Origin of the sequence: Streptomyces griseorubiginosus, assembly GCF_001514195.1 — a bacterium.
GTDB lineage: Bacteria > Actinomycetota > Actinomycetes > Streptomycetales > Streptomycetaceae > Streptomyces > Streptomyces griseorubiginosus.
Genome location: NZ_KQ948734.1, coordinates 1,023,082 through 1,045,796 on the forward strand (window position 1 = coordinate 1,023,082; position 22,715 = coordinate 1,045,796).

At 71.2% G+C, this 22,715-nt stretch carries 19 protein-coding genes; 7 read left to right on the plus strand and 12 right to left on the minus strand.

The features are described from left to right. Positions 1 to 74 precede the first annotated feature (74 nt). Positions 75 to 521 carry a DUF2550 domain-containing protein gene (locus AQJ54_RS04625; RefSeq protein ID WP_028809448.1) on the plus strand — a complete coding sequence of 149 codons (447 nt, stop codon included), beginning with the start codon at positions 75 to 77 and terminating at the stop codon, positions 519 to 521. Positions 522 to 539: 18 nt separating this feature from the next. On the opposite strand, the gene AQJ54_RS04630 is transcribed toward AQJ54_RS04625, so the two are convergent. From AQJ54_RS04630 to AQJ54_RS04640, 3 genes are all read right to left on the minus strand, one after another. Continuing rightward, complete coding sequence (locus AQJ54_RS04630; RefSeq protein WP_062234096.1) at positions 540 to 2,366, minus strand: glycoside hydrolase family 18 chitinase; 1,827 nt, start codon at positions 2,364 to 2,366, stop codon at positions 540 to 542. 134 nt (positions 2,367 to 2,500) lie between these two features. Next, entirely contained in the window at positions 2,501 to 3,142 is a 642-nt protein-coding gene (locus tag AQJ54_RS04635) for a response regulator (RefSeq protein ID WP_062234098.1), read from the minus strand. Continuing rightward, entirely contained in the window at positions 3,139 to 4,302 is a 1,164-nt protein-coding gene (locus AQJ54_RS04640) for a sensor histidine kinase (RefSeq protein ID WP_062234101.1), read from the minus strand. The genes AQJ54_RS04635 and AQJ54_RS04640 overlap by 4 nt, the downstream gene beginning before the upstream one ends. 152 nt (positions 4,303 to 4,454) lie before the next feature. Between AQJ54_RS04640 and AQJ54_RS04645 the strand changes: the two genes are divergently transcribed. After that, a complete protein-coding gene (locus AQJ54_RS04645) occupies positions 4,455 to 4,985 on the plus strand; it encodes a hypothetical protein (protein ID WP_062234104.1) in 531 nt (176 codons plus the stop codon). Here AQJ54_RS04645 and AQJ54_RS04650 read toward each other — a convergent pair whose 3' ends face one another. After that, positions 4,986 to 5,558, minus strand: coding sequence for a cob(I)yrinic acid a,c-diamide adenosyltransferase (locus AQJ54_RS04650; protein WP_030320289.1), 573 nt, complete (start codon positions 5,556 to 5,558; stop codon positions 4,986 to 4,988). It lies immediately after the preceding gene. Between the two features lie 329 nt (positions 5,559 to 5,887). Between AQJ54_RS04650 and AQJ54_RS04655 the strand changes: the two genes are divergently transcribed. The 3 genes from AQJ54_RS04655 to AQJ54_RS04665 all read left to right on the plus strand — a co-directional run bounded on the left by AQJ54_RS04655 (position 5,888) and on the right by AQJ54_RS04665 (position 9,985). After that, positions 5,888 to 6,736 (plus strand): 3-hydroxyacyl-CoA dehydrogenase family protein, encoded by an 849-nt coding sequence (locus AQJ54_RS04655; protein ID WP_020136552.1) that lies wholly within the window; start codon positions 5,888 to 5,890, stop codon positions 6,734 to 6,736. A 161-nt stretch (positions 6,737 to 6,897) separates the two neighbouring features. Further along, positions 6,898 to 7,221, plus strand: a complete 324-nt coding sequence (locus AQJ54_RS04660) for an STAS domain-containing protein (protein ID WP_020136551.1) — start codon at positions 6,898 to 6,900, stop codon at positions 7,219 to 7,221. A gap of 229 nt (positions 7,222 to 7,450) precedes the next feature. Beyond that, positions 7,451 to 9,985, plus strand: coding sequence for an ATP-binding protein (locus AQJ54_RS04665; protein WP_062027063.1), 2,535 nt, complete (start codon positions 7,451 to 7,453; stop codon positions 9,983 to 9,985). 73 nt (positions 9,986 to 10,058) lie between these two features. Here AQJ54_RS04665 and nucS read toward each other — a convergent pair whose 3' ends face one another. Then, positions 10,059 to 10,730 (minus strand): endonuclease NucS, encoded by a 672-nt coding sequence (nucS, locus tag AQJ54_RS04670; protein ID WP_020136549.1) that lies wholly within the window; start codon positions 10,728 to 10,730, stop codon positions 10,059 to 10,061. 256 nt (positions 10,731 to 10,986) lie between these two features. On the opposite strand from nucS, the gene AQJ54_RS04675 reads away from it, so the two are divergent. Beyond that, on the plus strand, positions 10,987 to 11,379 hold the full coding sequence (locus tag AQJ54_RS04675; RefSeq protein WP_030320280.1) for an SCO5389 family protein: 393 nt from the start codon (positions 10,987 to 10,989) through the stop codon (positions 11,377 to 11,379). A 134-nt stretch (positions 11,380 to 11,513) separates the two neighbouring features. Here the strand turns inward: AQJ54_RS04675 and AQJ54_RS04680 are convergent, their stop codons facing one another. Beyond that, on the minus strand, positions 11,514 to 12,542 hold the full coding sequence (locus tag AQJ54_RS04680; protein ID WP_062027061.1) for an LLM class flavin-dependent oxidoreductase: 1,029 nt from the start codon (positions 12,540 to 12,542) through the stop codon (positions 11,514 to 11,516). Between the two features lie 224 nt (positions 12,543 to 12,766). Between AQJ54_RS04680 and AQJ54_RS04685 the strand changes: the two genes are divergently transcribed. Beyond that, entirely contained in the window at positions 12,767 to 13,108 is a 342-nt protein-coding gene (locus AQJ54_RS04685; RefSeq protein WP_062027059.1) for a hypothetical protein, read from the plus strand. Positions 13,109 to 13,137: 29 nt separating this feature from the next. On the opposite strand, the gene AQJ54_RS04690 is transcribed toward AQJ54_RS04685, so the two are convergent. The 6 genes from AQJ54_RS04690 to scy form a co-directional block, all read right to left on the minus strand. Beyond that, positions 13,138 to 14,016: an ABC transporter permease gene (locus AQJ54_RS04690; RefSeq protein ID WP_062234107.1), complete on the minus strand. Its 879-nt coding sequence runs from the start codon at positions 14,014 to 14,016 to the stop codon at positions 13,138 to 13,140. After that, the gene (locus AQJ54_RS04695) at positions 14,013 to 15,419 is read right to left on the minus strand and encodes an ABC transporter ATP-binding protein (RefSeq protein WP_062234110.1); all 1,407 of its coding nucleotides are present in this window, start codon (positions 15,417 to 15,419) and stop codon (positions 14,013 to 14,015) included. Before AQJ54_RS04695 ends, AQJ54_RS04690 begins: the two co-directional genes overlap by 4 nt. A 112-nt stretch (positions 15,420 to 15,531) precedes the next feature. Next, on the minus strand, positions 15,532 to 16,302 hold the full coding sequence (locus tag AQJ54_RS04700; RefSeq protein WP_174856898.1) for an ABC transporter permease: 771 nt from the start codon (positions 16,300 to 16,302) through the stop codon (positions 15,532 to 15,534). A gap of 2 nt (positions 16,303 to 16,304) precedes the next feature. Beyond that, positions 16,305 to 17,261 (minus strand): ABC transporter ATP-binding protein, encoded by a 957-nt coding sequence (locus AQJ54_RS04705; RefSeq protein WP_062027217.1) that lies wholly within the window; start codon positions 17,259 to 17,261, stop codon positions 16,305 to 16,307. A 401-nt stretch (positions 17,262 to 17,662) separates the two neighbouring features. Then, positions 17,663 to 18,598: a coiled-coil domain-containing protein gene (locus tag AQJ54_RS04710; RefSeq protein ID WP_020136541.1), complete on the minus strand. Its 936-nt coding sequence runs from the start codon at positions 18,596 to 18,598 to the stop codon at positions 17,663 to 17,665. A gap of 182 nt (positions 18,599 to 18,780) precedes the next feature. Further along, entirely contained in the window at positions 18,781 to 22,692 is a 3,912-nt protein-coding gene (gene scy, locus AQJ54_RS04715) for a polarized growth protein Scy (protein WP_062027052.1), read from the minus strand. Positions 22,693 to 22,715 lie beyond the last annotated feature (23 nt).

Below are 22,715 nucleotides of genomic sequence, written 5' to 3' on the forward strand. Positions count from 1 at the left end.
GAGGCAGATCTGGATGTTTTTTCCGTTCCGTTACCTATTTCGAAGGTACCTAGGAGACGAGGAGGTCGGTGTCGATGGTCCTCGCTCTGACTGTGTGCGGAATCGTCGTGGCCCTGGTGGTGCTGGGGCTGTTCGTCTTCGGCCTGCGCCGCAGGCTCATCCAGCGCTCCGGCGGCACCTTCGACTGTTCGCTGCGCTGGGACGTCCCGGAGAAGACCGACACCAGCGGCAAGGGCTGGAGCTACGGCGTGGCCCGCTACAACGGCGACCGCGTCGAGTGGTACCGCGTCTTCTCCTACGCCTACCGCCCGCGCCGCGTCCTGGAACGCGCCGCGATCGAGGTGGCGGGCCGCCGTCTGCCCGAGGGCGAGGAGGAGCTGGCGCTGCTCTCCGACGCCGTCATCCTGACCTGTGTGCACCGGGGCACGCGTCTCGAGCTCGCCATGAGCGAAGACGCGCTGACCGGTTTCCTCGCGTGGCTTGAGGCAGCCCCGCCCGGTCAGCGCGTCAATGTCGCCTAGCTGTTTCGGGTGATTCCCTTACGACAGCCCGTTGTTGATGGCGGTCACCAGCTCACCGTTGCTCGTGTCGCCGCTGAACTCCCAGAAGAACGCGCCGCCCAGGCCCTGGTTCTTGGCCCAGGTCATCTTGCCGGCGATCGTCGCGGGGGTGTCGTAGGACCACCAGTTGGTGCCGCAGTAGGCGTATGCCGTGCCCGCGACGGTGCCGGTGGCGGGGCAGGAGTTCTTGAGGACCTTGTAGTCCTCGATGCCCGCCTCGTAGGTGCCGGGTGCCGCTCCGGTCGCGGTGCCGCCGGGGGCGGCCTGGGTGACGCCGGTCCAGCCGCGGCCGTAGAAGCCGATGCCGAGCAGCAGCTTCTTCGAGGCGACGCCCTTCGACTTCAGCTTGGCGATCGCGTCGGCGGAGTTGAAGCCCGCCTGCGGGATGCCGGCGTACGAGGTCAGCGGCGAGTGCGGGGCGGTCGGGCCCTGCGCGTTGAAGGCGCCGAAGTAGTCGTACGTCATCACGTTGTACCAGTCGACGTACTGGGAGGCGCCGCCGTAGTCGGCCGCGTCGATCTTGCCGCCGTTGGAGCCGTCGGCCGTGATCGCCGCGGTGATCAGGTAGTTCGAGCCGAACTCGGTGCGCAGCGCGGACATCAGGTTCTTGAAGGCCGCGGCGCCCGAGGTGTCACAGGTCAGACCGCAGGCGTTCGGGTACTCCCAGTCGATGTCGATGCCGTCGAAGACGTCCGCCCACCGCGGGTCCTCCACGACCGCCTTGCAGGACTTGGCGAAGGCGGCCGCGTTGGCCGCTGCCTGCGCGAAGCCGCCGGAGTAGGTCCAGCCGCCGAAGGAGTAGAGCACCTTGATGTTCGGGTACTTGGCCTTCAGCTCGCGCAGCTGGTTGAAGTTGCCGCGCAGCGGCTGGTCCCAGGTGTCGGCGGTGCCGGAGACGGACTGGTCGGCGGTGTACGCCTTGTCGTAGGCGGCGTAGGTGTCGTCGACGGTGCACTGACCGTTCTTGACGTTGCCGAACGCGTAGTTGATGTGGGTGATCTTCGATGCGGAGCCCGAGGTCACCAGGTTCTTCACGTGGTAGTTGCGGCCGTAGACGCCCCACTCGGTGAAGTAGCCCAGCTTGACCTTGTCACCGGTGGTGGGCGGCGGGTCGGTGGTGCCGCCGGTGGTCTTGACCGCGACCGCGCCGCTTGCCGGGCCGGTCTGGTCGGCGGTGTCACGGGCCTGCACGGTGTACGAGTAGGAGGTGCCGGCGGTCAGCCCGGTGTCCGTGTACGACGTCGTCGTCACGGTCGCGACCTTGGCGCCGTCGCGCAGCACGTCGTAGTTCTTGACGCCCTTGTCGTCGGTGGCGGCGCTCCAGGCCAGCTTCACCGAGGTGTTGGTGACGTCGGAGGCGGTGGGGGTGCCGGGTGCGGACGGGGCAGCGTCCCCCGGGGTGGAGCCGCCGTCGCAACTGCCGCCGTTGAGCTTGCAGTTGGCGGGGGAGCCGCTGCCGGCGCCGTTGAAGCCGAAGGAGACGGAGGCGCCGGGGGCGAGGGTGCCGTTCCAGGACTTGTTCTTGGCGGTCCAGTGGGTTCCGGACGAGGTGACGTCGGCGTCCCAGGCGGAGGTGACGGAGGTGCCGGAGGGGAAGTCCCACTCGACGGTCCAGGAACTGAGGCTGGTGGTACCGGTGTTCTTCACCGTCCACTTGCCTTCGAAGCCGCTGCCCCAGTCCTGGGTCTTGGCGTAGGTCGCGGTGGCGGAGGTCGCGGCCTGGGCGGGGCTCGCGAGACCGACCAGGCCGGCGAAGGGGAGCAACAGCGTCGCGAACCCGGCCGCGGCTCTGTGTCTGAAGCGCATCGTGCGCCTCCCTGTCTGAATTCACGGGAGGGCGTGACTGAGCCTTCACGCCCACGGTGCCGTGAGAATAGAAAGGTCTGGACCACGGGTCAATAGGTCTGGACCACTCTTGTATACGGCTCGCTCAAGCGCTTTCAGACTCCCAACTCCTGCGCCAGTACCGCCGCTTGCACCCGACTGCGCAGCTCCAGCTTCCCGAGCAGACGACTGACGTGCGTCTTCACCGTCGCTTCCGCCATGTCGAGGCGGGTCGAGATGTCCGCGTTGGACAGGCCCTCGCCGAGACAGGAGAGCACCTCGCGCTCCCGGCGGGTCAGGGTGGCCAGGACGGCGGGATCGGCGCTCGGCTCCCTCGCGGACCCGGCGGCGAACTCGGCGATCAGACGCCGGGTCACGGCGGGCGCGATCAGGCCCTCCCCGCGCGCCACGGTCCGCACCGCGTCCAGCAGATCCCCGGCCTCGGTGTTCTTGAGCAGAAAGCCGGACGCGCCCGCGCGCAACGCCCCGAACACATACTCGTCGAGATCGAAGGTGGTCAGCACGAGTACGTCCGCGAGCCCCTCCGCGACGACCTGCCGGGTCGCCGACACCCCGTCCAGGCGCGGCATCTGAACATCCATCAGCACCAGATCGGGCCGCAGCTCCCGGGCCAGCGCCACCGCCTGCTCACCGTCCGCCGCCTCGCCGACCACCTCAATGCCGGGGGCGCTGCGCAGGATGAGGACGAGCCCGGCGCGGACGGCGGACTGGTCCTCGGCGACGAGGACACGGATCATTCGGATTCTCCTTCCGACACGGGGAGCGTGGCATGCACGGTCCACAGCCCACCCCGCGGTCCGGCCCGGAACGTGCCCCCGAGCAGCGCGGCCCGCTCCCGCATCCCGACCAGACCGGCACCTGAGCCAGGGGCGCGGGGCCCGTCCCGGTCGCCGTACGGGCTGCTCACCTCGACCATCAGACTGCCGTCCCGCTCGGCGAGGGACACCGTGACCCGGCCGGGGCAGGCGTGCTTGAGGGCGTTGGTCAGCGACTCCTGGACGATCCGGTAGGCGGCGAGCTCGACCGGAGCAGGCACGGCGCCGTCGTGGCAGGCGTCCAGGGTGACGTCAAGGCCGTTGGCTCGGGCCCCTTCGACGAGGGCGGTGAGGCCGTCGAGGGTGGGGACGGCGGCGGGCTCGCCGTCGCCGTCGCGCAGGATGCCGATGAGCCGGCGCATCTCGGCGAGGCCAGCCACGCTGTTCTCGCGGATGACCCCCAACGCCTCGCGGGACGTGGTCGGTTCGTCGATCGACAGCGCGGCCGTGGAGTGGATGGCGATCGCCGAGAGGTGGTTGGCGACCATGTCGTGCAACTCCCTCGCCATCCGGGCCCGTTCCGCGGTCACCGCCTGGGTGCGGTCCATCTCGGCCAGCAGGACGCTCTGTTCGGCACGCAGCCGGGCGGCCTCGGCGGCGTCCCGGTGGTTGCGCACGATCCAGCCGGTGGCGGCGGGTCCGTACGCCACGACCCCGACGACCACCCCGATCAGCAGTGCCTCCGGCTCCCGCCACACCGCGAACGGCACCAGCGTCCCGGCCACCGTCAGCAGACCGGTGATCCACTGGATCCGGCGGGCCGAGGCGAGCGGGCCGTACAGCACGGCCGCGTAGATCACGTCGGTGAACATCAGGACCGTGGCGAGACTGCCCTGCGTCACCACGTCGGCGCAGATGCCGGCCGTGCCGATGAGGAGGGCCGTCCGGGGGGCCGCGCGGCGCAGCAGCTCGCAGCCGGCCAGCACGACGAGGGGGACGAGCACGGGCCAGGGGCCGTCGAAGAGGGTGATCGGATCCGCCGCCGGCCGGGTGCTCAGACCGATGCCCACCAGCAGCAGCCCGCCGAGCAGCCCGCCGGCCGCGATGTACACGTCGAAGCGGTGCGGGCGGGGGAGGGCCATGACCCCATCCAACACGGTGCCCGCGCCCCGCGCCTGATCCCCGGGGACGGTCCTGGACTGCATCTTTCGATGTACGGCGGTCTCGTCACCGCCGACGACGAAAGGGGCCGGGGCCGACGCGAGCCTGGAAGGGTGAGCGAAGGGAGCGTGTCGTGGTCGTCGGACTGATCATCGCCTGCGAGGTGGCGTTCTGGGTGCTGCTCGCGGCCGGACTGGTCTTCCGGTACGGGCTGCGGATGCCGCGTACCGGGCTGGCCCTGCTGCTGTGCGAGCCGCTGCTGGAGCTGGTGCTGTTCGCGGTCACCGCGATCGACCTGAGGAACGGCGCCGAGCCGGACTGGAGGCACGGTCTGGCCGCCGTCTACATCGGCTTCACCGTGGGCCTCGGTCACTCGACGATCAGGTGGGCGGACGCGCGGGTCGCCCACCGGTTCGCGGGCGGTCCGCCGCCGGTGCGGCCGCCGAAGTACGGCAGGGCCCGCGCCGTCCACGAGTGGAAGGTCGCGGGCCGCTGGATTATTGCTGCGGTGGTCGCCCTGGCCCTGCTCCAGGCTGCGGTCTGGTACGTGGGCGACGGACAGGCCGCGTCGCTCCAGGCGTGGCAGCAGCGGATGCTGTGGGTGATCGCCATCAACGTGATCATCGCGGGCAGCTACACGCTGTTCCCGAAGGAGAAGCGCTAGCTAGCGCTCCCCGCCCGGCACCCACAGAACGTCGCCGACCTCCTTGTTGGCCGTGCGGGCCAGGATGAACAGCAGGTCGGAGAGGCGGTTGAGGTAGGTCGCCGTGAGCGGGTTCATGTGGTCGCCGTGGGCCTCCAGGGCTGCCCACGTGGAGCGCTCGGCGCGGCGTACGACCGTGCAGGCCTGGTGGAGGAGGGCCGCGCCCGGGGTGCCGCCCGGCAGGATGAAGGAGCGGAGCTTGTCGAGGCGCTCGTTGAAGCGGTCGCAGTCCGCCTCCAGCTTGTCGACGTAGAACTGTTCGACCCGCAGGGGCGGGAACTCGGGGTTCTCGACCACGGGCGTGGACAGGTCGGCGCCGACGTCGAACAGGTCGTTCTGGACGCGGGTGAGGACCTCGACGATCTCCGCCTCCAGGCCGCCCAGGGCGATCGCCGTGCCGATCACCGCGTTCGCCTCGTTGGCGTCGGCGTACGCGGAGATCCGCAGATCGGTCTTGGCGACCCGGCTCATGTCGCCGAGGGCGGTGGTGCCCTGGTCGCCGGTCCTGGTGTAGATGCGCGTCAGATTGACCATGACCTCAGCGTAGTTTCGTCCCGGCCGTGCGGAACCCGCGTGTGCCGACCGTCACGGGAGCTGTGTGCGACCGCTTACCGCGTCCGGGCGCGAACCGGACGAAGTGTCACGAGAGACACTCGTGCTTCTCTGCGACGGGGAGGAGTTGTTGAGCGATAAGGTGCTCAACTACGCCGAACGAGACCACTCGTGACAGCTACCGGTGTGATGTCCGTCAGATGAGACGTGACGCGCATTACTAACCGGTCACACAGCCCCTCACGAGCGCTAGTGTCCGCCGCAAGGCAACGTAAACAGGGCGTAAGGCGTTTCAAAGGGGAGTCGCAACAGTGGCACGGAAGCTTGCCGTCATCGGCGCCGGCTTGATGGGTTCCGGCATCGCCCAGGTCTCTGCCCAGGCGGGCTGGGACGTGGTCCTGCGGGACGTCACCGACGAGGCGCTGAAGCGCGGCACCGACGGCATCAAGGCTTCGTACGACAAGTTCGTGAGCAAGGGCAAACTGGAGGCGCACGACGCCGACGCCGCCCTCGCCCGGATCACCGCGACCACCGACCTGGACGCGGCCGCCGACGCCGACATCGTCGTCGAGGCCGTGTTCGAGAAGCTGGAAGTCAAGCACGAGATCTTCCGCGCGCTCGACAAGATCGTGCGCCCGGACGCCGTGCTCGCCTCCAACACCTCCGCGATCCCGATCACCAAGATCGCGGCGGCCACGGAGCACCCCGAGCGGGTCGTCGGCGTGCACTTCTTCTCGCCGGTGCCGATGATGCAGCTCGTCGAACTGGTCCGCGGCTACAAGACGAGCGACGAAACCCTCGCCACCGCGCGGGAGTTCGCCGAGTCCGTCGGCAAGACCTGCATCGTCGTCAACCGGGACGTGGCGGGGTTCGTGACCACCCGTCTCATCTCCGCCCTCGTCGTCGAGGCGACCAAGCTCTACGAGTCGGGCGTCGCGACCGCCGAGGACATCGACCTGGCCTGCAAGCTGGGCTTCGGTCACGCCATGGGACCGCTCGCCACGGCGGACCTCACCGGCGTCGACATCCTGCTGCACGCCACCGGCAACATCTACACCGAGTCCCAGGACGAGAAGTTCGCCCCGCCGGAGCTGATGCGCCGGATGGTGGACGCCGGTGACATCGGACGCAAGAGCGGGCAGGGCTTCTACAGCTACTGACAACCACTGAAACCGCACAAACCCCTCTGGTTTCACACCTCAGGGTGAATTCGGTATCGGTTCGCTTACGGACGGCAACCTCTGGCCGCTCAACGCAGTCAGAGGTGTCATCACTGGACATCACATTCGTGGAGTACTGCACGCACTCTCGGGGAGCGCATATGTACATCAGGGGCGACCACGCCGAGCTGGTCGTCGGGGGCCGCCTCGACGTCCGCAGCGCGGCGGACGCCCGTACGGTCCTGCACTCGGCCGTCGACGACGGAGCCGGCGACCTGGTGCTCGACCTGTCCGAGCTGGATTCCTGGGACGCCACCGGGCTCGGGGTGATCATGGGCGCGCACCGCAGGGCCGGCCGCTGCGGCCGCCGCCTGGTGCTGCGCGACGTACCGCCGCAGATGCAGCGCCTCCTGGTCGCCACCCGGCTGCACCGGATCCTGGCGATCGAGGGCGGCATCGGCGTCGAGTCGCTGCCCCGGGTCTGACCCGGTCACCGCGGCGAAACGCATCTCCTGCCCAATCCTCACGAGACTGTGACGTCTCGGACGGCGCGGTACCCCGGGCTGTCATAGATACTGTGCGAAGGTTTAGGGTTCGGTCGCCCGCTGCCTGCAACCCTTCCAGCGGGCCCGGACCAGAAGCGACAGCGCTGTGTGCTGCCGGCCGGGAGGGGCCACTGACGGCACACGAGACGCTTTTGGGGGGCTTGAACCTATGGACCCGAACAACCGGGGACCCGAGGAGTACGGCCATGACGGTGACGGCGGTTCGCCGCGTCAACGGCCTCCCAGGGACTCCCTCACATCCGACTTCGGCCAGCACTCACCCGCGCTCGCCCGCACCGTCCAGCTCGTCGCCGGTGACTACCTGCTCACCGTCAACCCCGTCGACGGCAGCGAGATAGAGGCCTGCCCGCCCGGCGAGCGCCCCGGCCGCCCCGCCAAGTACGGCGCCGCCGAACGCGCCGAGGTGGACCGCGCGGCCCGCCCGCCCGTCCCCCCGGGACCCACCCGCACCACCCTGTCGCTCCTGGCCCGCCAGGACGAGCGCGAGCAACTCGTCCGGATGCTCGCCCGCGGCCGCTCGGTCCGGCTGACCGGCCCCGCGGGATCCGGCCGCACCAGCCTCCTCGACATCGTCGCCGAGGACTGCTCGGACCTCGCCCCCGACGGCGTGGTCCGCCTCACCGGCTTCCGCCGCACGGCTGCCGAGCTGCTGTACGACCTCTACTACGCCGTCTTCGACTCGCCCCTGCACCGCCCCGACCGGGACGAGCTGCTCTCCTGCGTCCGCGAGATCGGCGCGGTCGTCGTCCTCGACGACATCGAGTTCGGCGGGGCCGCCCTCGACGAACTCCTCGACGCCACACCCGAGTGCGCCTTCGTGATCGGCGCCACCCCCGACGTGCCCGCGCCCTCGGCCGACTCCGCCGTCGAGGAGGTCGTCCTCAGCGGCCTCGGACGCGCCGACGGCGTGGAACTCCTGGAGCGTGCCGTCGGCCGGGTGCTGACGGAGGAGGAGTCCAACTGGGCCGGCGACCTCTGGTTCGAGTCCGAGGGCCTGCCGCTGCGCTTCGTCCAGGCCGGTGCCCTGCTCCGGCAGCGCGACCGGCAGCGGGCCGGGGCCGGCGCCGTCGACGAGTTCGGCGTGTTCGCGGAGATGGCCGTGGCCGACGCCCCGCCGCCCACCGACGACGCCGACGAGATACCCCTGCCCGCGCTGGGGGACGCCGCCGCGCCCGCGCCCCTGCTCGCCTCCCGGCTGAGCGAGTCCGCGCGCGCCACCCTGCGGTTCGCCGTCGCCCTCGGCGGCGAGGTGCCCCACCAGGCGCACCTGCCCGCCCTGGTCGGGGACACCCACGCCGACGCCGCCCTCGGCGAGCTCGCGGACGCGGGACTGGTCTCCCCGGTGGGCTCCCGCTACCGGCTCGCCGCCGGAGTCCTCGCCCAGCTGGAGGCCGCCGGATACGCCGACGACATCGAGGACCACGCGCGCACCGCCGCCCAGCACTACGACTGGTGGGCGGGTCACCCCTCGGTCACCCCCGAGCGGGTCTGCTCCGAGGCCGACGCGCTGCTCGCCGCCCTCGACGTCCTGGTCCCGGTGACCGTCGCGCCCCTCGACGGCGAGGAGGAGACGATCGCCGTGCGGCTGGCCCGCACGGCGGCACCCGCGTTCGCCGCCGGCGGCCACTGGGGCGCCTGGGAGCGTTCGTTGTGGGCCGGTTCCGAGGCCTCCCGGCTGGCCGGCGAGGTGTCCGAGCGGGCCTACTTCCACCACGAACTCGGCATCCTCGCGCTGTGCGGCGGAGAGCTCGACCGGGCCCGCGCCGAACTGGAGGCCTCCATCGGCCTGCGCGGCGCCCTCGCCGACAAGCGCGGCACCGTGGCGGGCCGACGGGCCCTCGCCCTGGTCTCCGACCGGGACGGCACCACCCCCGCGACCGGCCTCGTCGCCCTCGGCGCGACGGCCGGCGAGGAGGTGCCCGACGCCCGCCACGACGAGTCGGCCTCACCGCCCGGGGGAGTGCCCGCGGCCTTCCCGCGGCTCCAGCCGCCCGGCGAGTCCCAGACGGTCGTCGTCCACCGCACCCCCGCCACCGGCCCCTCCCGCAAGGCGCGGGGCGGTCTCAAGGGCCTCGCCAAGCGCAACCTGGTCGCCGCCGGCGCGGGCGCGCTGCTCGTCGCCGTCCTCGGCACCGTGGTGACCCTGGGCGCCACCTCCGACAACGACCCGAACTCCCCGTCCAACGAGGTCGGCGTCAACCCGTCGGCCAGCGTCGGCATCGACGACGGCAACCTCGGCGCGGACGTCCCGAGCAACGACGACAAGGGCGACACGGGTACGGCGACGTCCCGGCCGACCGATCCGGGGCCCGACGGGACGTACGGCACGGCTGACGACCCGACGCCGACGGGTGGGACCACCCCTTCGGCCAAGCCGAGCGGGACGCAGGGCAGCGGTTCGTCGCCGTCGTCCAGGCCGACGTCGCCCAGGCCGTCGAACTCGTCGGGTACGCCGTCGTCGCCCACCGGCAACCCCACCGGCTCCGGTTCCGCGTCGTCGACGCCGACCGGCTCGACGGGTACGCCCACGACGTCGCCCAGCGCCACTCCGAGCGACACCACCCCGACCAACTCCAACTCGGCCAGCGGCCCGGCCTCCTCCGCCCCGGTGGAGACCAGCAGCTCGGCGAGCGCCCCGGCGAGCAGCGCCGTCAGTGGGACGCCGAGCGGCCAGGTCATCTGACGCACGGGCACACGACGAGGGCCGGGTCCAGCCAACGGACCCGGCCCTCGTCGTCGTAGAAGAAGACGCGCTGTCAGAACAGCCGCAGCTTGTCGTCCTCGATGCCGCGCAGCGCGTCGTAGTCGAGGACCGCGCAGCCGATGCCGCGGTCCGTGGCGAGGACGCGGGCCTGGGGCTTGATCTCCTGCGCGGCGAAGATGCCGCGGACCGGGGCGAGATGGGGGTCGCGATTCAGCAGGTCGAGGTAGCGGGTGAGCTGTTCCACGCCGTCGATCTCGCCGCGCCGCTTGATCTCCACCGCGACGGTCTGCCCGTCGGCGTCCCGGCACAGGATGTCGACCGGGCCGATGGCCGTCATGTACTCGCGGCGGATCAGGGTGTAGCCGTCGCCGAGCGTTTCGATGCGGTCGGCGAGCAGTTCCTGAAGGTGTGCTTCCACGCCGTCCTTGATCAGGCCGGGATCCACGCCCAGTTCGTGCGAGGAGTCGTGCAGGACCTCCTCCATCGTGATGATGAGCTTCTCGCCCGCCTTGTTGACGACGGTCCACACGCCTTCCTCGTCGCCGGTTCCCTCCTTCAACGTGCAGGGCGGCGACATCCAGTTCAGCGGCTTGTAGGCGCGGTCATCTGCGTGGATGGAGACGCTGCCGTCGGCCTTCACCAGGATCAGACGGGGGGCCGAGGGCAGGTGGGCGGTGAGCCGGCCCGCGTAGTCGACGGAACACCGGGCAATGACGAGACGCATGGTCGGCAACGCTACTCGACGGGCGCATGTCCACGCGATTCGGCCCGTAAGGCTGTGGAGAAAGCCTGTTCACTTGTGGCCGATTGTGGGCCTGTTGGGAGTGCCCTTTGTTCGCATTCTCCTGGTGCGGTCACGGCCCGTTGCCTACGGTAGTAAACGGGAGGTCGCGAGGCATGTACTGAGCGTGTTCGGCAGCGCGAACTCCCTTTATCTGTCCGGCAACCCCTGCGGAATCAGGGGTGCGAGAGGAGAACCCATGTCGCTCGACGTCTCACCGGCCCTACTCGAGAAGGCCGAGCGAGGCGAGGTCGACGAAGCCGAATTCGTCGACTGCGTCCGGACCTCCCTGCCCTACGCATGGGAGATGATCAGCTCCCTGGTGGCCCAGCTGAAGGTGGACGGTGGCAACTTCGCCGACAACCAGACGCCCCCGCCGGACGAGCAGGCACGCGGTCAGCTGCTGCGTGCGCTTGCGAGTGACGCGATACGCGGCGCGCTTCAGCGGCACTTCGGTGTGCGGCTGGCCTTCCAGAACTGCCACCGGGTGGCGGTGTTCCCGTTGGACTCCTCTGTCGACGAGACGCTGACCCGTTTCACCTCGGTGCGCAGTCAGCTGCTGAACCAGTCTCCGGAGTTCCGGGACTGCTGACGCGGCGCACCTGCTTGCCGCTCCGCCGTACGCGGGAGGTGCATCAGTACCGGGGCGGCAAGCCCCCGCCGGACGAGGGGCCCCTGTGGGCAAGGGTTCCTGCTCGACTTCAGGTCAGATGCGCCGCGACCTCTTCAGGTGAGGTGCGGCAGCACCTCGCCCCCCAGCCGCCGTACGTTCTCCTCGGTGGCCGCCAGGTCTCCCGAGCCCTCGACGAGCAGGGCGAAGCGGGAGATGCCGGTCCGCTCGCTGGTCGCCGCGAGACGGTCGGCGCACAGCCGCGGGGTGCCCACCGGGTGCAGTCCGCAGAGCAGTTCGGTGTAGGCCACCGGATCGCGCATCTGCCGTACGCGGCCGTCGACCGTGACATGGGCGCCCAGCCCCTGCCTGAGCCAGCCGGGCATCGCCTTCACCAACGCCTCCACCGCGTCCGTACGCCGGTCCGCGATCTGGCAGACACCGGCCGAGACGTGGGGTGCCTCCAGGACCTTCTGCGGCGCGTGTCCGGCCGCGCGCGCCTGCCTGCGCCACAGGGCGACCATCTCCGCCTTCTCCTCGTCCCCGACGTGCATCCCCAGCAGCATGGGCAGCCCGCGCTCGGCGGCCAGCCGGACACTCGCCGGGGAGGTGCAGGCGACGATCACCTCGGGGCCGTCCGCTTCCGTAAGCGACTCCGACGGCCGCGGTACGACGGGCACCTCGCGGAAGCGGAAACGCTCGCCGTCGGCCCCCACGGAGGGTTCGCGCAGCCAGCGCACCAGCAGATCGAGTGATTCCGGGAACCCCTTCTCGTACGCCTCAAGACCCGCCCCGAACACCTCCAGGTCGACCCACGGCCCGCCGCGCCCCACGCCCAGCGAGAACCGCCCGCCGCTCGTCATGTGCAGCAGCGCGGCCTGCTCGCCGAGCGCCACCGGGTGGACCGTGGGCAGCACGCTCACGGCGGTGCCGACGCGGATACGTCGGGTGCGGCCCAGCAGCAGCGCTGCCAGGGTGATCGCGGACGGGCAGGTGCCGTACGGCACGAAATGGTGTTCCGCCAGCCAGACCGCGTCGAGTCCGGCCTCCTCCGCGACCTCGGCCGAGCGGACCGCGCGGTGCAGCGCCTCCCCCTGGCCCTGCCCCGGGAACTGGGCCGCCAACAGAAATGTTCCAACGTGCATGTGCTTTTCCTGCTTCCTTGGCTCCGACACGGGAGCTCCCCCACCCGGCATAACCGTCTGACACGTGCCGAGGACACGGCCTGGCGGAGAGATTTGCCGATTGTCTGGAGAATGGGCCGCCCCGGAGGGGGACTTGTGGGGGTTGGTTCCCTACGCGTACCCCGCCGCGTGCCGCGTAGGCTGGATACGTTCCCTGCTTCCTGTATAGCCCCGTGAGGTGTCCCGTGTCCCCGCGTCGCAACCGACCCAAGGGTTCCGGTTCGTCGGACCCGGCCGACCGCAGCGCCGAGGACGACCGTTCCGGCCGCTACGGCGGCTTCCAGTCCTCGACGCACTGGCAGGGCGAGGACTGGAACGTCCGGCATGTGGCGGGCGCGAGCGCGCAGGGCAAGACGTACCGCTGCCCGGGCTGCGACCAGATGATCCCGGACGGCGTCCCGCACGTGGTGGCCTGGCCCGACCACTCCGGTGTCGACGAGCGCAGACACTGGCACAAGGCGTGCTGGAACGCGCGGGACCGCCGCACCACGCGGGTGCAGCGGTCCCGTAACGCGCCGAAGTTCTGAGCCCTCGAAGGGCTCTGTCAGGGGCCCTTCTACACGTCCCGCTTCTCCAGCAGGGCATAGGCGCCGGCGAACGCGACGGCCGTGACGCCGAGGATGATCCACAGCGGGTCCCAGCCCGAAGGGCCGCTGTCGGTCAGGGAGTTGGCGTAGAAGACGCTGAGCTGGTTCGGGATGGAGTACTCGAACAGCGCCTGGCGCACGCCCTCCAGGGACTGCGAGAACATGAACAGCGCGATGACCAGCGGGGCCAGCACGACACCGATCATGATGGTGATCGCGCCTGCCGAGTGCCGGATGATCGAGCCGATGATCAGCGACAGCAGGCCGAGCAGGGCGATGTAGAGCGAGATGCCGAGGGTGCCCTTCAGCCACTCCTGGCCGGTCGGGTCGTCGGCGCCGTCCAGCAGGGCGATGTCCGCGAGGGCGACCAGGAGCACCGAGACCAGGGTGGTGACGAAGGCGACGGTGAAGAACACGATCGACTTCGCGGCCAGCACCCGCCCGCGCGAGGGGCAGGCCACCATGGTGGTCCTGATCATTCCCGTCCCGTACTCCGAGGCCGTCGTCAGCACGCCGAGGGTGATGACGCACATGCTGCCGAGCAGCAGCCCGAAGAACCCGAACGACAGCGGGTTCTGGTCCCGCAGGTCATCCGGCGAGCTGTTGGCCGCGATCAGCGCGGCGGCCCCCAGCCCGATCCCGATCATGATCAGTACGAACACGCCCAGCGTCCACATCGTCGACCGCACGGACCGGATCTTCGTCCACTCCGAGGCGATCGCGTGCCCGAGATGGGTCCGCACCACGGGGATCGGTGAGGTGTAGCCGGTGTACGCCGGTCCACCCGCGGCCTGCCAGTTCGGCACGGCGGGCTGGGCCTGCGGCATCGAAGGCTGGGGGGTGCTCATCGGGCGTCCTTGGGCTCGGTCGGGGTGGCGGACTGCTGCGGGGCGGATCCCTGCGGGGCGGATCCCTGCGGGGCGGGTGCGGCGGCCTGGGCGGGTGCGGCGACGGGCGCTGCCTGCTGCGGCGCGGGCGCGGGCGCGATGGCTCCGCCGGGCACGGGCTGGGCGGGCGCAGAGTGCGCGGGCGGCTGAGGGGCGCCCGGGGCCTGGCCGGGCGCCGGGTGAGCCGGGCCCTGGGAAGCCGTGGGGGCCTGCGGAGCCGTCGGGCCCTGGGAAGCCGTCGGGCCGGGCTGGGCGTACGGGTTGGGGGTGGCGGCGCCGGGGCCGCCGTACGGGTTCGCGGGCGGGTGGCCCTGCGGCGGTGCGAACGGCTGTCCGCCCTGCTGGGGCGGCGGCGGGGCGTACCAGCCCGGCTGGCCCTGGCCCGGGACCGGCATCGGGGGCTGGGCGCCCGGCGGGAGGGGCTGCATGAGCCCCTCCTTCTGGTCGATCGTGGAGCGGTAGTCCACCGCGCCCTGCGTCATCCGCATGTACGCCTCCTCCAGCGAGGCCTGGTGCGGGGACAGCTCCCACAGGCGTACGTCCGCCTCGTGCGCGATGTCGCTGATGCGGGGGAGCGCCAGCCCCGTCACCCGCAGCGCCCCGTCCTGCTCCGGCAGCACGTGTCCACCCGCCTCGGTGATCGCGGCCGACAGCTTCTCGCGCAGCTGGGGCTCGGTGTCCGGGGTGCGCACCCGCGCGAAGCCCGCGGAGTTCGCGGCGATGAAGTCCTGGATGCTCATGTCGGCGAGCAGCTGCCCGCGCCCGATGACGATGAGGTGGTCCGCGGTCAGCGCCATCTCGCTCATCAGGTGGGAGGAGACGAAGACCGTGCGGCCCTCCGCCGCCAGTGCCTTCATCAGGTTGCGCACCCACAGGATGCCCTCGGGGTCGAGTCCGTTGACCGGCTCGTCGAAGAGCAGCACCTGGGGGTCGCCGAGCAGCGCGGCCGCGATCCCGAGCCGCTGCCCCATGCCGAGCGAGAAGCCCTTGGAGCGCTTCCTGGCCACGTCCTGGAGACCGACCACCCCCAGCACCTCGTCCACCCGGCGGGCCGGGATCCCGGAGAGCTGGGCCAGGCACAGCAGGTGGTTGCGGGCCGCCCGTCCGCCGTGCACGGCCTTCGCGTCGAGCAGGGCGCCGACCTGCCGGGCCGCGTTGGGCAGCCTGCGGTACGGGTAGCCGCCGATCGTCACCTGACCGGACGTGGGATTGTCCAGGCCCAGGATCATCCGCATGGTCGTGGACTTGCCCGAGCCGTTGGGGCCCAGGAAGCCGGTCACGGAACCGGGACGCACCTGGAAGGAAAGGTTGTACACAGCGGTCTTGTCGCCGTAGCGCTTGGTCAGGCCGACTGCCTCGATCATGCTCCGCACCCATCGCAAGGTTCAGGACAGCGGGGCACACGCCCCCCGTAAGGGTTAGGAGCTTATCGGGGCGCTGACGGTTCCGCTCAAATGGAAGCAAAGGCTTCCCGCGTCACGCGTCCCGCTTCTTCAACAGTACGTACGCCCCGATCAGGGCCGCCGCGACCCACAGCGCCATGATCCCGAGACCGCCCCAGGGGCCGTAGGGGGAGTCGTCGTCGATCGGGGTGACCACCTGCATGATCTTGCTGCCGGCCTGGTCGGGCAGGAACCGGCCGACCTTCTTCGTCGCCGAGACATTGCCCAGGATGTTGGAGATCAGGAAGAAGAACGGCATCAGGATGCCCAGCGACAGCATCGGGGAGCGCAGCATCGCCGCGACACCCATCGAGAACATCGCGATCAGGGTCATGTAGACACCGCCGCCGATGACCGCGCGCAGCACCCCGGGGTCGCCGATCTCCGCCCGGTGCGAACCGAGCATCGCCTGCCCCAGGAAGAAGGTGACGAAGCTGGTGACCAGGCCCACGACCAGGCAGAGCCCGGTCGCCACCGCGATCTTGCTCGCCAGGAAGGTGCCGCGCTGCGGCACCGCGGCCAGCGAGGTGCGGATCATGCCGGTGCTGTACTCGTTCGAGACGACGAGCACCCCGAACACGATCATCGCCAGCTGGCCGAGGCTCATCCCCGCGAAGCTGATGAAGGTCGGGTCGAAGGAGAGCTGGTCCTTGCGGCTCATGTTGTCGAACTCGTTCTTCGACAGGGCCGAGATCAGGATGCCGAGCCCGATGGTGACGACCACGGCGAGGGAGAGCGTCCACACCGTGGACGCCACCGACCGGATCTTGGTCCATTCGGAGCGGATGACCTGGGTCGCCGCCATGCTCACTTCCCCTTCCAGGCGTCGCCCCAGGCCGGTTGCGGCTCGGACGGCGCGTCGCTGTGCGCGTGGTACTCGACCGACTCCGCGGTCAGCTGCATGAACGCCTCCTCCAGGGAGGCCTGTTGGGGGCTCAGCTCGTGCAGCACGATCTGGTGCTGCGCGGCCAGCTCGCCGATCTGCTCGGACTTGCCGCCGTCCACCTCCAGCGTGCCGTTGCCGGTCTCCACGACGGTGACCCCGGCCGCGTGCAGCACGTCGAGCAGCCGCTCGCGCTGCGGGGTGCGGATCCGGACGTAGGACCGCGAGTTCTGCGCGATGAAGTCGGCCATGGAGGTGTCGGCGAGCAGCCTGCCCTGGCCGATCACCACGAGGTGGTCGGCGGTCAGCGCCATCTCGCTCATGAGGTGGCTCGACACGAAGACCGTCCGGCCCTGCGCGGCCAGGGACTTCATCAGGTTGCGGATCCAGTGGATGCCCTCGGGGTCGAGCCCGTTGACCGGCTCGTCGAACATCAGGATCCGCGGGTCGCCGAGCAGTGCGCCCGCGATGCCGAGCCGTTGGCCCATGCCCAGCGAGAACCCCTTGGCCTTCTTCTTCGCGACGGCCGTCAGACCGACCGTGTCGAGCACCTCGTGCACCCGCTTCGTCGGGATGCCGTTGCTCTGCGCGAGACACAGCAGGTGGTTGTACGCGCTGCGCCCGCCGTGCATCGCCTTGGCGTCCAGCAGGGCGCCGATGTACGACAGCGGGTCCTTGAGCTGGTCGTAGTGCTTGCCGTCGATCCGGACGTCTCCGGAGGTGGGCCGGTCGAGGCCCAACATCATGCGCATGGTGGTCGACTTGCCCGCCCCGTTGGGACCGAGGAAGCCCGTGACGATGCCCGGTCTGACGGTGAAGGTGAGGTTGTTCACCGCCACTTTCTCGCCGTACCGCTTGGTCAGCCCCGCTAGCTCGATCATGCCGACCACGCTAGGGGCGCGCCCCTGCGGATGCCACTCCTATGGGCAAACGGAGACCGACGGAAGCGGTAAGAATCCCGCAACGGCCCCGGGGTACGGCGGGGGCCCGTACGGATCCCGGTACGGCGAGGGCTCGTGCGGATCCCGGTACGCCGAAGGCCCGTGCGGATCCCGGTACGGCGAAGGCCCGCAATGACCCGGGTGCGCCGAAGGCCCCTGCGGATCCCGGGTGCGCCCAAGGCTCGTACGGATCCCTGTACTCCCCAGGCCCGCCCTGACCCGGTTACGCCCAAGGCCCGTACGGATCCCCGTACTCCCAAGCCCCGCCCCGACCCAGGTACGCCGAAGGCCCGTACCTCCGGGGGAGACGGTACGGGCCCTCGTGCTGCCTTCAGGCGGTGTTACCGGGACTGCTGGGCCGGAACCCCACGGGAGATCGGCTCGTCCTCGACCGGGGAGCCGGCGGCGGCCACCGCGGCACCGGTCAGCGTGGCGAGCATCTCGCGGACGTTCGTCAGCTGGGCGTTGATCGAGTCGCGACGGTTCGTCAGGGCCGCGAGCTCACGCTCGGATTCCGAACGGATCCGGTCGGCCTTGGCGTTGGCGTCGGCCACGATGTCCTCGGCCTGGCGCTGAGCGGTCTCCACCGTCTGGCGGGCGCGGCGCTCGGCGTCGGTGCGCAGCTTCTCCGCCTCCAGGCGCAGCTGCTCCGCGCGGTGCTCGATCTCCGCGAGCCGCTTCTCCGCCTTCTGCTGACGGGACGCCAGGTCGCGCTCGGACTGCTCCCGGCGCTTGGCGAGGTTCGTCTCGAAGTCGGCGGCGGCCTGCGCGGCCTTGGCGCGGGTCTCCTCGAAGAGGGCGTCCGCCTCCTCACGCTTGGACTGGGCGTCCTTCTGGGCCTCGGAACGCAGCTGAGAGGCGTCGCTCTTGGCCTTCTCGACGATCCGGACGCCCTCGTCCTCGGCCTTGGCCTTGCGCTCCGCAGCGAACGATTCTGCGTCGTTGCGGACCTGCTGGGCCGCCGACTCGGCGAGCTCGCGGTGCTGCTCGGCCGCGCGACGGGCCTCCTCGCGCAGGTCCTTGGCCTCCTCCTCGGCGAGGCGGAGGATCTTCTCGACACGCGCGCCGAGACCGGCGTACGACGGCTCGGCGTCGCTTACCTGGGCCTGGGCGTTCTGCGTCTCGAGGTGGAGCTCCTCGATGCGCTTTTCCAGGGCGGTGATGCGGGAGAGAGCGCTGTCACGGTCGGAGACGAGCTTGGAGATCCGTTCGTCCACCTGAGCGCGGTCGTACCCACGCCGCACAAGCTCGAAGCCGTAGGGGGAAGTGTCGCTCATGGGGTTCCTGTCAAATGAGACCGGTGAGGTGATAGGGGGAATCCTAGGGGCCGAAGCGGTGTGTCATCGAGCGGATACGTGTTTGATCTGGAGAATGACACCCCTTTTGAGTGGCTAACCCAGGGACGGCTTGCCAAAAACTTGGTCAAAGGCCCCAGAAGGCACCGGATTCCAGCCGCCGGTCAGCTGTCCGACGGCTTACCCGAACGAGGGGCACCGACGGCCGCGCCCGCCTTGACGCCACCGTCCTTGCCGCCCGCTGGGGCCTCGAAGGATTCCAACGCCTCCAGGACGTCCTGGACACGGGAGATCTCCGTATTGATGTCCTCACGGCGACGGACGAGGACCTCCAGCTCGCGCTTGCCCTCCTCGACCGTGCGCCGGGCCTCGCGGATCGCCTCGGCCTTGAGCTCCTCGGCCTCCCGGATCAGCGTGGCCTTCTTCTGCTCGGCCTCCTTGAGCAGCCCCTCGGCCTTCTTGACCGCGGCGATGCGCACCTTGCCGGCCTCGGAATTGGCCTCCGAGACCAGCTCCTTGGCCTTCGCCTGCGCCTTCGCGAGCTGCTCCTCGGCGGCCGTGATGAGCGCGTCGCAGCGGTCGCCGGCCGACTTCATGGTCTCGGCGGCCTCGCGGCGGGCCCGCTCGTGCAGCGCCTCGATCTCACCGGTGATCCGGTCGCGCAGCTCCTCCGCGCGCTCCCTTATGGCGGTCGCGTCCCGGCGGGCACCGACCAGCAGCTCGTCCGCGTCCGTACGGGCCTTCTCCACGCGGGCGTTGCCCTCGACCGTGGCCTCCGACACCAGCCGGTCGGCCTCCGTGCGGGCCGCGCCGACCATGGTGTCGGCCTGCGCCTCCGCCTCCGCGGTGGTCTTGAGCGCCTGCTGCTGCGCCTCGGTGAGCAGCTTGTCCGCCTCGGCGGTGGTCTCCGTGATGAGCGTGTCGACCTGCTCGGCGACGTCCTGGCGGCGCTTGTTGGCCTCCTTGCGGACCTCGTCGAGGGTCCGGTCGGCCTCCTCGCGCGCGGAGTTGACCAGCTCCTCGGCCGCGGCCGCCGCCTCCGCCCGGACCCGTTCGGCCTCGGTGCGGATCCGCTCCGCGTGCTGCTGGGCCTGCCCCACGGTGTCCGCGGCCTCGGCGCGCAGCCGCTCCGCGTCCACGGTCGCCTCCCCGATCAGCTGCTCCGCCTGGGCCACCGACTCCGCGCGGACCCGCTCGGCCTCCGCCACGGTCTCCGACCGCAGCCGCTCCGCCTCGGCGACCGTCTCGGTGCGCAGCCGGTCGGTGTCGGCGATGGTCTCCTCGGTGAGCCGCTCCGCCTCGTTGCGCGCCTCGGTGATGAGGGTGTCCGCCTGGGTCGCCGCGTCCGAGCGGATGCGGTTGGCGTCCTCGCGGGCGTCGGCCCGGGTGCGGGAGGCGTCCTGCTCGGCCTGGGCGATGGTGTCGGACGCCTCGGTGCGCGCCCGCTGGGCGTGCTCGGACGCGTCCGACCGCAGCCGCTCCGCCTCCGCGATCGCCTCCGAGACGGTGCGCTCGGCAAGGGACTTGGCCGCGTCCGTCTCCTCGGCGGCCTCGCGCCGGATGCGCGCCGCGTCCTCGCTGGCCCGCTCACGCTCCGAGTAGGCGTCCGAGCGGACCCGGTCGGCCTCCTCCTGCGCCTCGCGCCGGGTGCGGTCGGCCGCGTGCTCGGCGGCGGAGCGCAGCCCGGTGATCTCCTCCTGGGCCTGCTCGTGCAGCCCGGCGACCGAGTCGCGGACCTGCTGGGCGTGCTGCTCGGCGGCCGACACCATCTCCGTGGCCCGCCGGTCCGCCTCCTCGACCAGCCGTACGGCCTCGGCCTGGGCCTCCTCGACGCGGTTGCGGGCGGAGGCGAGCAGCTCCTCGCTCTGCTCGCGGGCCCGCTCACGCTCCTGGTCGGCCTCCTGGCGGGCCGAGCCGAGGTACTCCTCGGCCTCGCGGCGGCGCCGGTTGGCCTCCTCCTGGGCGGCGGCCAGCGTCTCGGACGCCTCGGTGGCGAGCCGCTCGGCGGCGGCCTGCGCCTCCGTCCGGACCCGGTTCGCGGTGTCCTGCGCCTCGGACTTCAGCCGCTCCGCCTCCGCGGCGGCCTCGGAGCGCAGCCGTACGGCGACGGCCTCGCCCTCGGCGCGGGAGGCGGACGCGTCGGACGCGGCCTCGGTGCGCAGCCGGTCGGCCTCGGCCTCGGCCTGCTGCTGGAGGGTGCGGATCCGCTCGGCGGCCTCGGTGCGCAGCCGGTCGGCCTCCTCGCCGGCCTCGCGGCGGATCCGCGCGGCCTCCTCACGGGCCTCCGTGAGCGCCTGTTCGGCGGCGGCGAGGCGCTCCTCGGCCTCGGTGTGCAGCCGGGTCAGTTCCTCGGCGGCCTCGGCACGGCGTGCCTCTATGGCCCGCTCGGTCTCCTCGCGCAGCTCACTCGCGGACCGCTCGGCGGCGGCCGTGATCTCCTCGGACAGCTCGACGGCCTCGGCCCGCTGGCGCTCGGCCTCGTTGCGGGTGCGCTCCAGGGTTTCCTCGGCCTGCCGGCGCAGAGTGGTGGCGCGCTCGATGGCCTCGGTGCGGACCTTCTCGCTGTCCGTGGTCGCGCTCTGGCGCAGCTCGTCGGCGTCCGCCTTGGCCTTGGAGAGCAGCTCCTCGGCGGTCTTGGCGGCCTCCTCGATCTGCTGGACGGCCTCCTTGCGGGCCTCCGCGCGGATCTTCTCGCCCTCGGCGACCGCGTCGGCGCGCAGCTGCTCGGCCTCGCCGCGCAGCCGGCGGGCCTCCTCCTGGAGCTCGACCGTCTTGGCCCGGTACTCCTTGGTGTCGTCCTTCGCGGAGCCCTTGAGCTGCTCGGCGATGTCGTGCGCCTCGGCGCGCAGCCGGTCCGCCTCGGTCTCGGCCTCGCGGCGGATCCGCTCGGCCTCCTCGGCGGCGGCCTTGGTGGTCCGCTGCGCGTCCTCCTGGGCCTTGTTGAGGACGTCCTCGGCGGTCTTGGCCGCCTTCGACAGCTGGGTGGCGCTCTCCTCGGCGGTGAGCGTGCGGGCCTTCTCGGAGGCCTCGGCGATGATCTTCTCGGCCTCGGCGCGGGCGTCCGCGACGATCTGCTCGGCGGCCTCCTTGGTCGCCTCGGCCTCCTGGCTGGCCTCGCTGACCAGCCGGGCGACCTGCTCCTTGGCCGTACGGGTGCGCTGCTCGTTGGCCGACTCGGCGCTCGCGAGGGTCTTCTCCGCGGCCGACTTCGCCTCGGTCAGCACCTTCTCGGCCTCGGCCTGCGCCTTGCGCAGCGCCTCCTCGGCCTCCGCCATCCGCTGTTCGGCGGCCCGGCTGAGCTCGGTGGCCTGACGGCGGGCGGAGTCCGACTCGGTCGCCGTGGAGGTGCGCAGCTGCTCGGCGTGGTCGGTGGCCTCCTGGGCCTGCGTGGAGGCGGTCTCCAGGAGCCGCTCGGCGTCCGCTCGGGCCCGCCGCAACAGCTGCTCGGCCTCCGCGCGGGCCGCCTCGGCCTCGCTCTGGAGCCGCTGCCGGGCCTCGCTGGTGACCCGCTCGGCCTCGGCGCGGGCGGCCGCCATGGCCTGCTCGGCCTCCGCGCGGGACTCCTCCAGGAGCCGGCGGGCCTGGGACTCGCTGCGGGCGCGCAGCTGCTCGGCCCACGCCACGTTCTCGTTGACGTGCGACTCGACGGTCTGCCGGCGCTCGGCCAGCTCCTGGTCGAGCTGCTGACGGCGGGTGACCGCCTCCTGGTGCAGCTCCGCCTGGAGGCGCGCGGCCTGCTCGGCGTGCTCCTGGAGGATGCGCTGGGTCTGGGCCCGGACCTGGCTCAGCTCGCGCTCGGCGTCCTGGCGCAGCTGGTCGGCCTGGATCTGCGCGTTGCGCAGCAGCTGCTCGGCCTGGTAGCCGATGTCACCGCCGCCGAACTCGGGCCGGGACATGAGGGTGCGACGCGCCTCGTGCAACTTGGCGCGCAGCACCTCGACCTGGTAGCCGAGGTCCTCGGCGTGCTGGATCGCCTTTTCCCGCTCGGTCTTCAGCCGGTCCATCTCGGCCTCGAACCGAGAGAGGTGGTCGACGTCAGCCGCCGGCTCTCGCTCCTGGCGTTCGTAGCCCCGCACTGCGCGGTCCCATCCGTCCCCTG

Excerpts from the sequence above, each read along its gene's own strand:
- AQJ54_RS04625 (WP_028809448.1), top strand. The coding sequence starts at position 75 with ATGGTCCTCGCTCTGACTGTGTGCGGAATCGTCGTGGCCCTGGTGGTG.
- AQJ54_RS04630 (WP_062234096.1), bottom strand. The coding sequence starts at position 2,366 with ATGCGCTTCAGACACAGAGCCGCGGCCGGGTTCGCGACGCTGTTGCTC.
- AQJ54_RS04635 (WP_062234098.1), bottom strand. The coding sequence starts at position 3,142 with ATGATCCGTGTCCTCGTCGCCGAGGACCAGTCCGCCGTCCGCGCCGGG.
- AQJ54_RS04640 (WP_062234101.1), bottom strand. The coding sequence starts at position 4,302 with ATGGCCCTCCCCCGCCCGCACCGCTTCGACGTGTACATCGCGGCCGGC.
- AQJ54_RS04650 (WP_030320289.1), bottom strand. The coding sequence starts at position 5,558 with ATGGTCAATCTGACGCGCATCTACACCAGGACCGGCGACCAGGGCACC.
- AQJ54_RS04660 (WP_020136551.1), top strand. The coding sequence starts at position 6,898 with ATGTACATCAGGGGCGACCACGCCGAGCTGGTCGTCGGGGGCCGCCTC.
- AQJ54_RS04665 (WP_062027063.1), top strand. The coding sequence starts at position 7,451 with ATGGACCCGAACAACCGGGGACCCGAGGAGTACGGCCATGACGGTGAC.
- nucS (WP_020136549.1), bottom strand. The coding sequence starts at position 10,730 with ATGCGTCTCGTCATTGCCCGGTGTTCCGTCGACTACGCGGGCCGGCTC.
- AQJ54_RS04675 (WP_030320280.1), top strand. The coding sequence starts at position 10,987 with ATGTCGCTCGACGTCTCACCGGCCCTACTCGAGAAGGCCGAGCGAGGC.
- AQJ54_RS04680 (WP_062027061.1), bottom strand. The coding sequence starts at position 12,542 with ATGCACGTTGGAACATTTCTGTTGGCGGCCCAGTTCCCGGGGCAGGGC.
- AQJ54_RS04690 (WP_062234107.1), bottom strand. The coding sequence starts at position 14,016 with ATGAGCACCCCCCAGCCTTCGATGCCGCAGGCCCAGCCCGCCGTGCCG.
- AQJ54_RS04695 (WP_062234110.1), bottom strand. The coding sequence starts at position 15,419 with ATGATCGAGGCAGTCGGCCTGACCAAGCGCTACGGCGACAAGACCGCT.
- AQJ54_RS04700 (WP_174856898.1), bottom strand. The coding sequence starts at position 16,302 with ATGGCGGCGACCCAGGTCATCCGCTCCGAATGGACCAAGATCCGGTCG.
- AQJ54_RS04705 (WP_062027217.1), bottom strand. The coding sequence starts at position 17,261 with ATGATCGAGCTAGCGGGGCTGACCAAGCGGTACGGCGAGAAAGTGGCG.
- AQJ54_RS04710 (WP_020136541.1), bottom strand. The coding sequence starts at position 18,598 with ATGAGCGACACTTCCCCCTACGGCTTCGAGCTTGTGCGGCGTGGGTAC.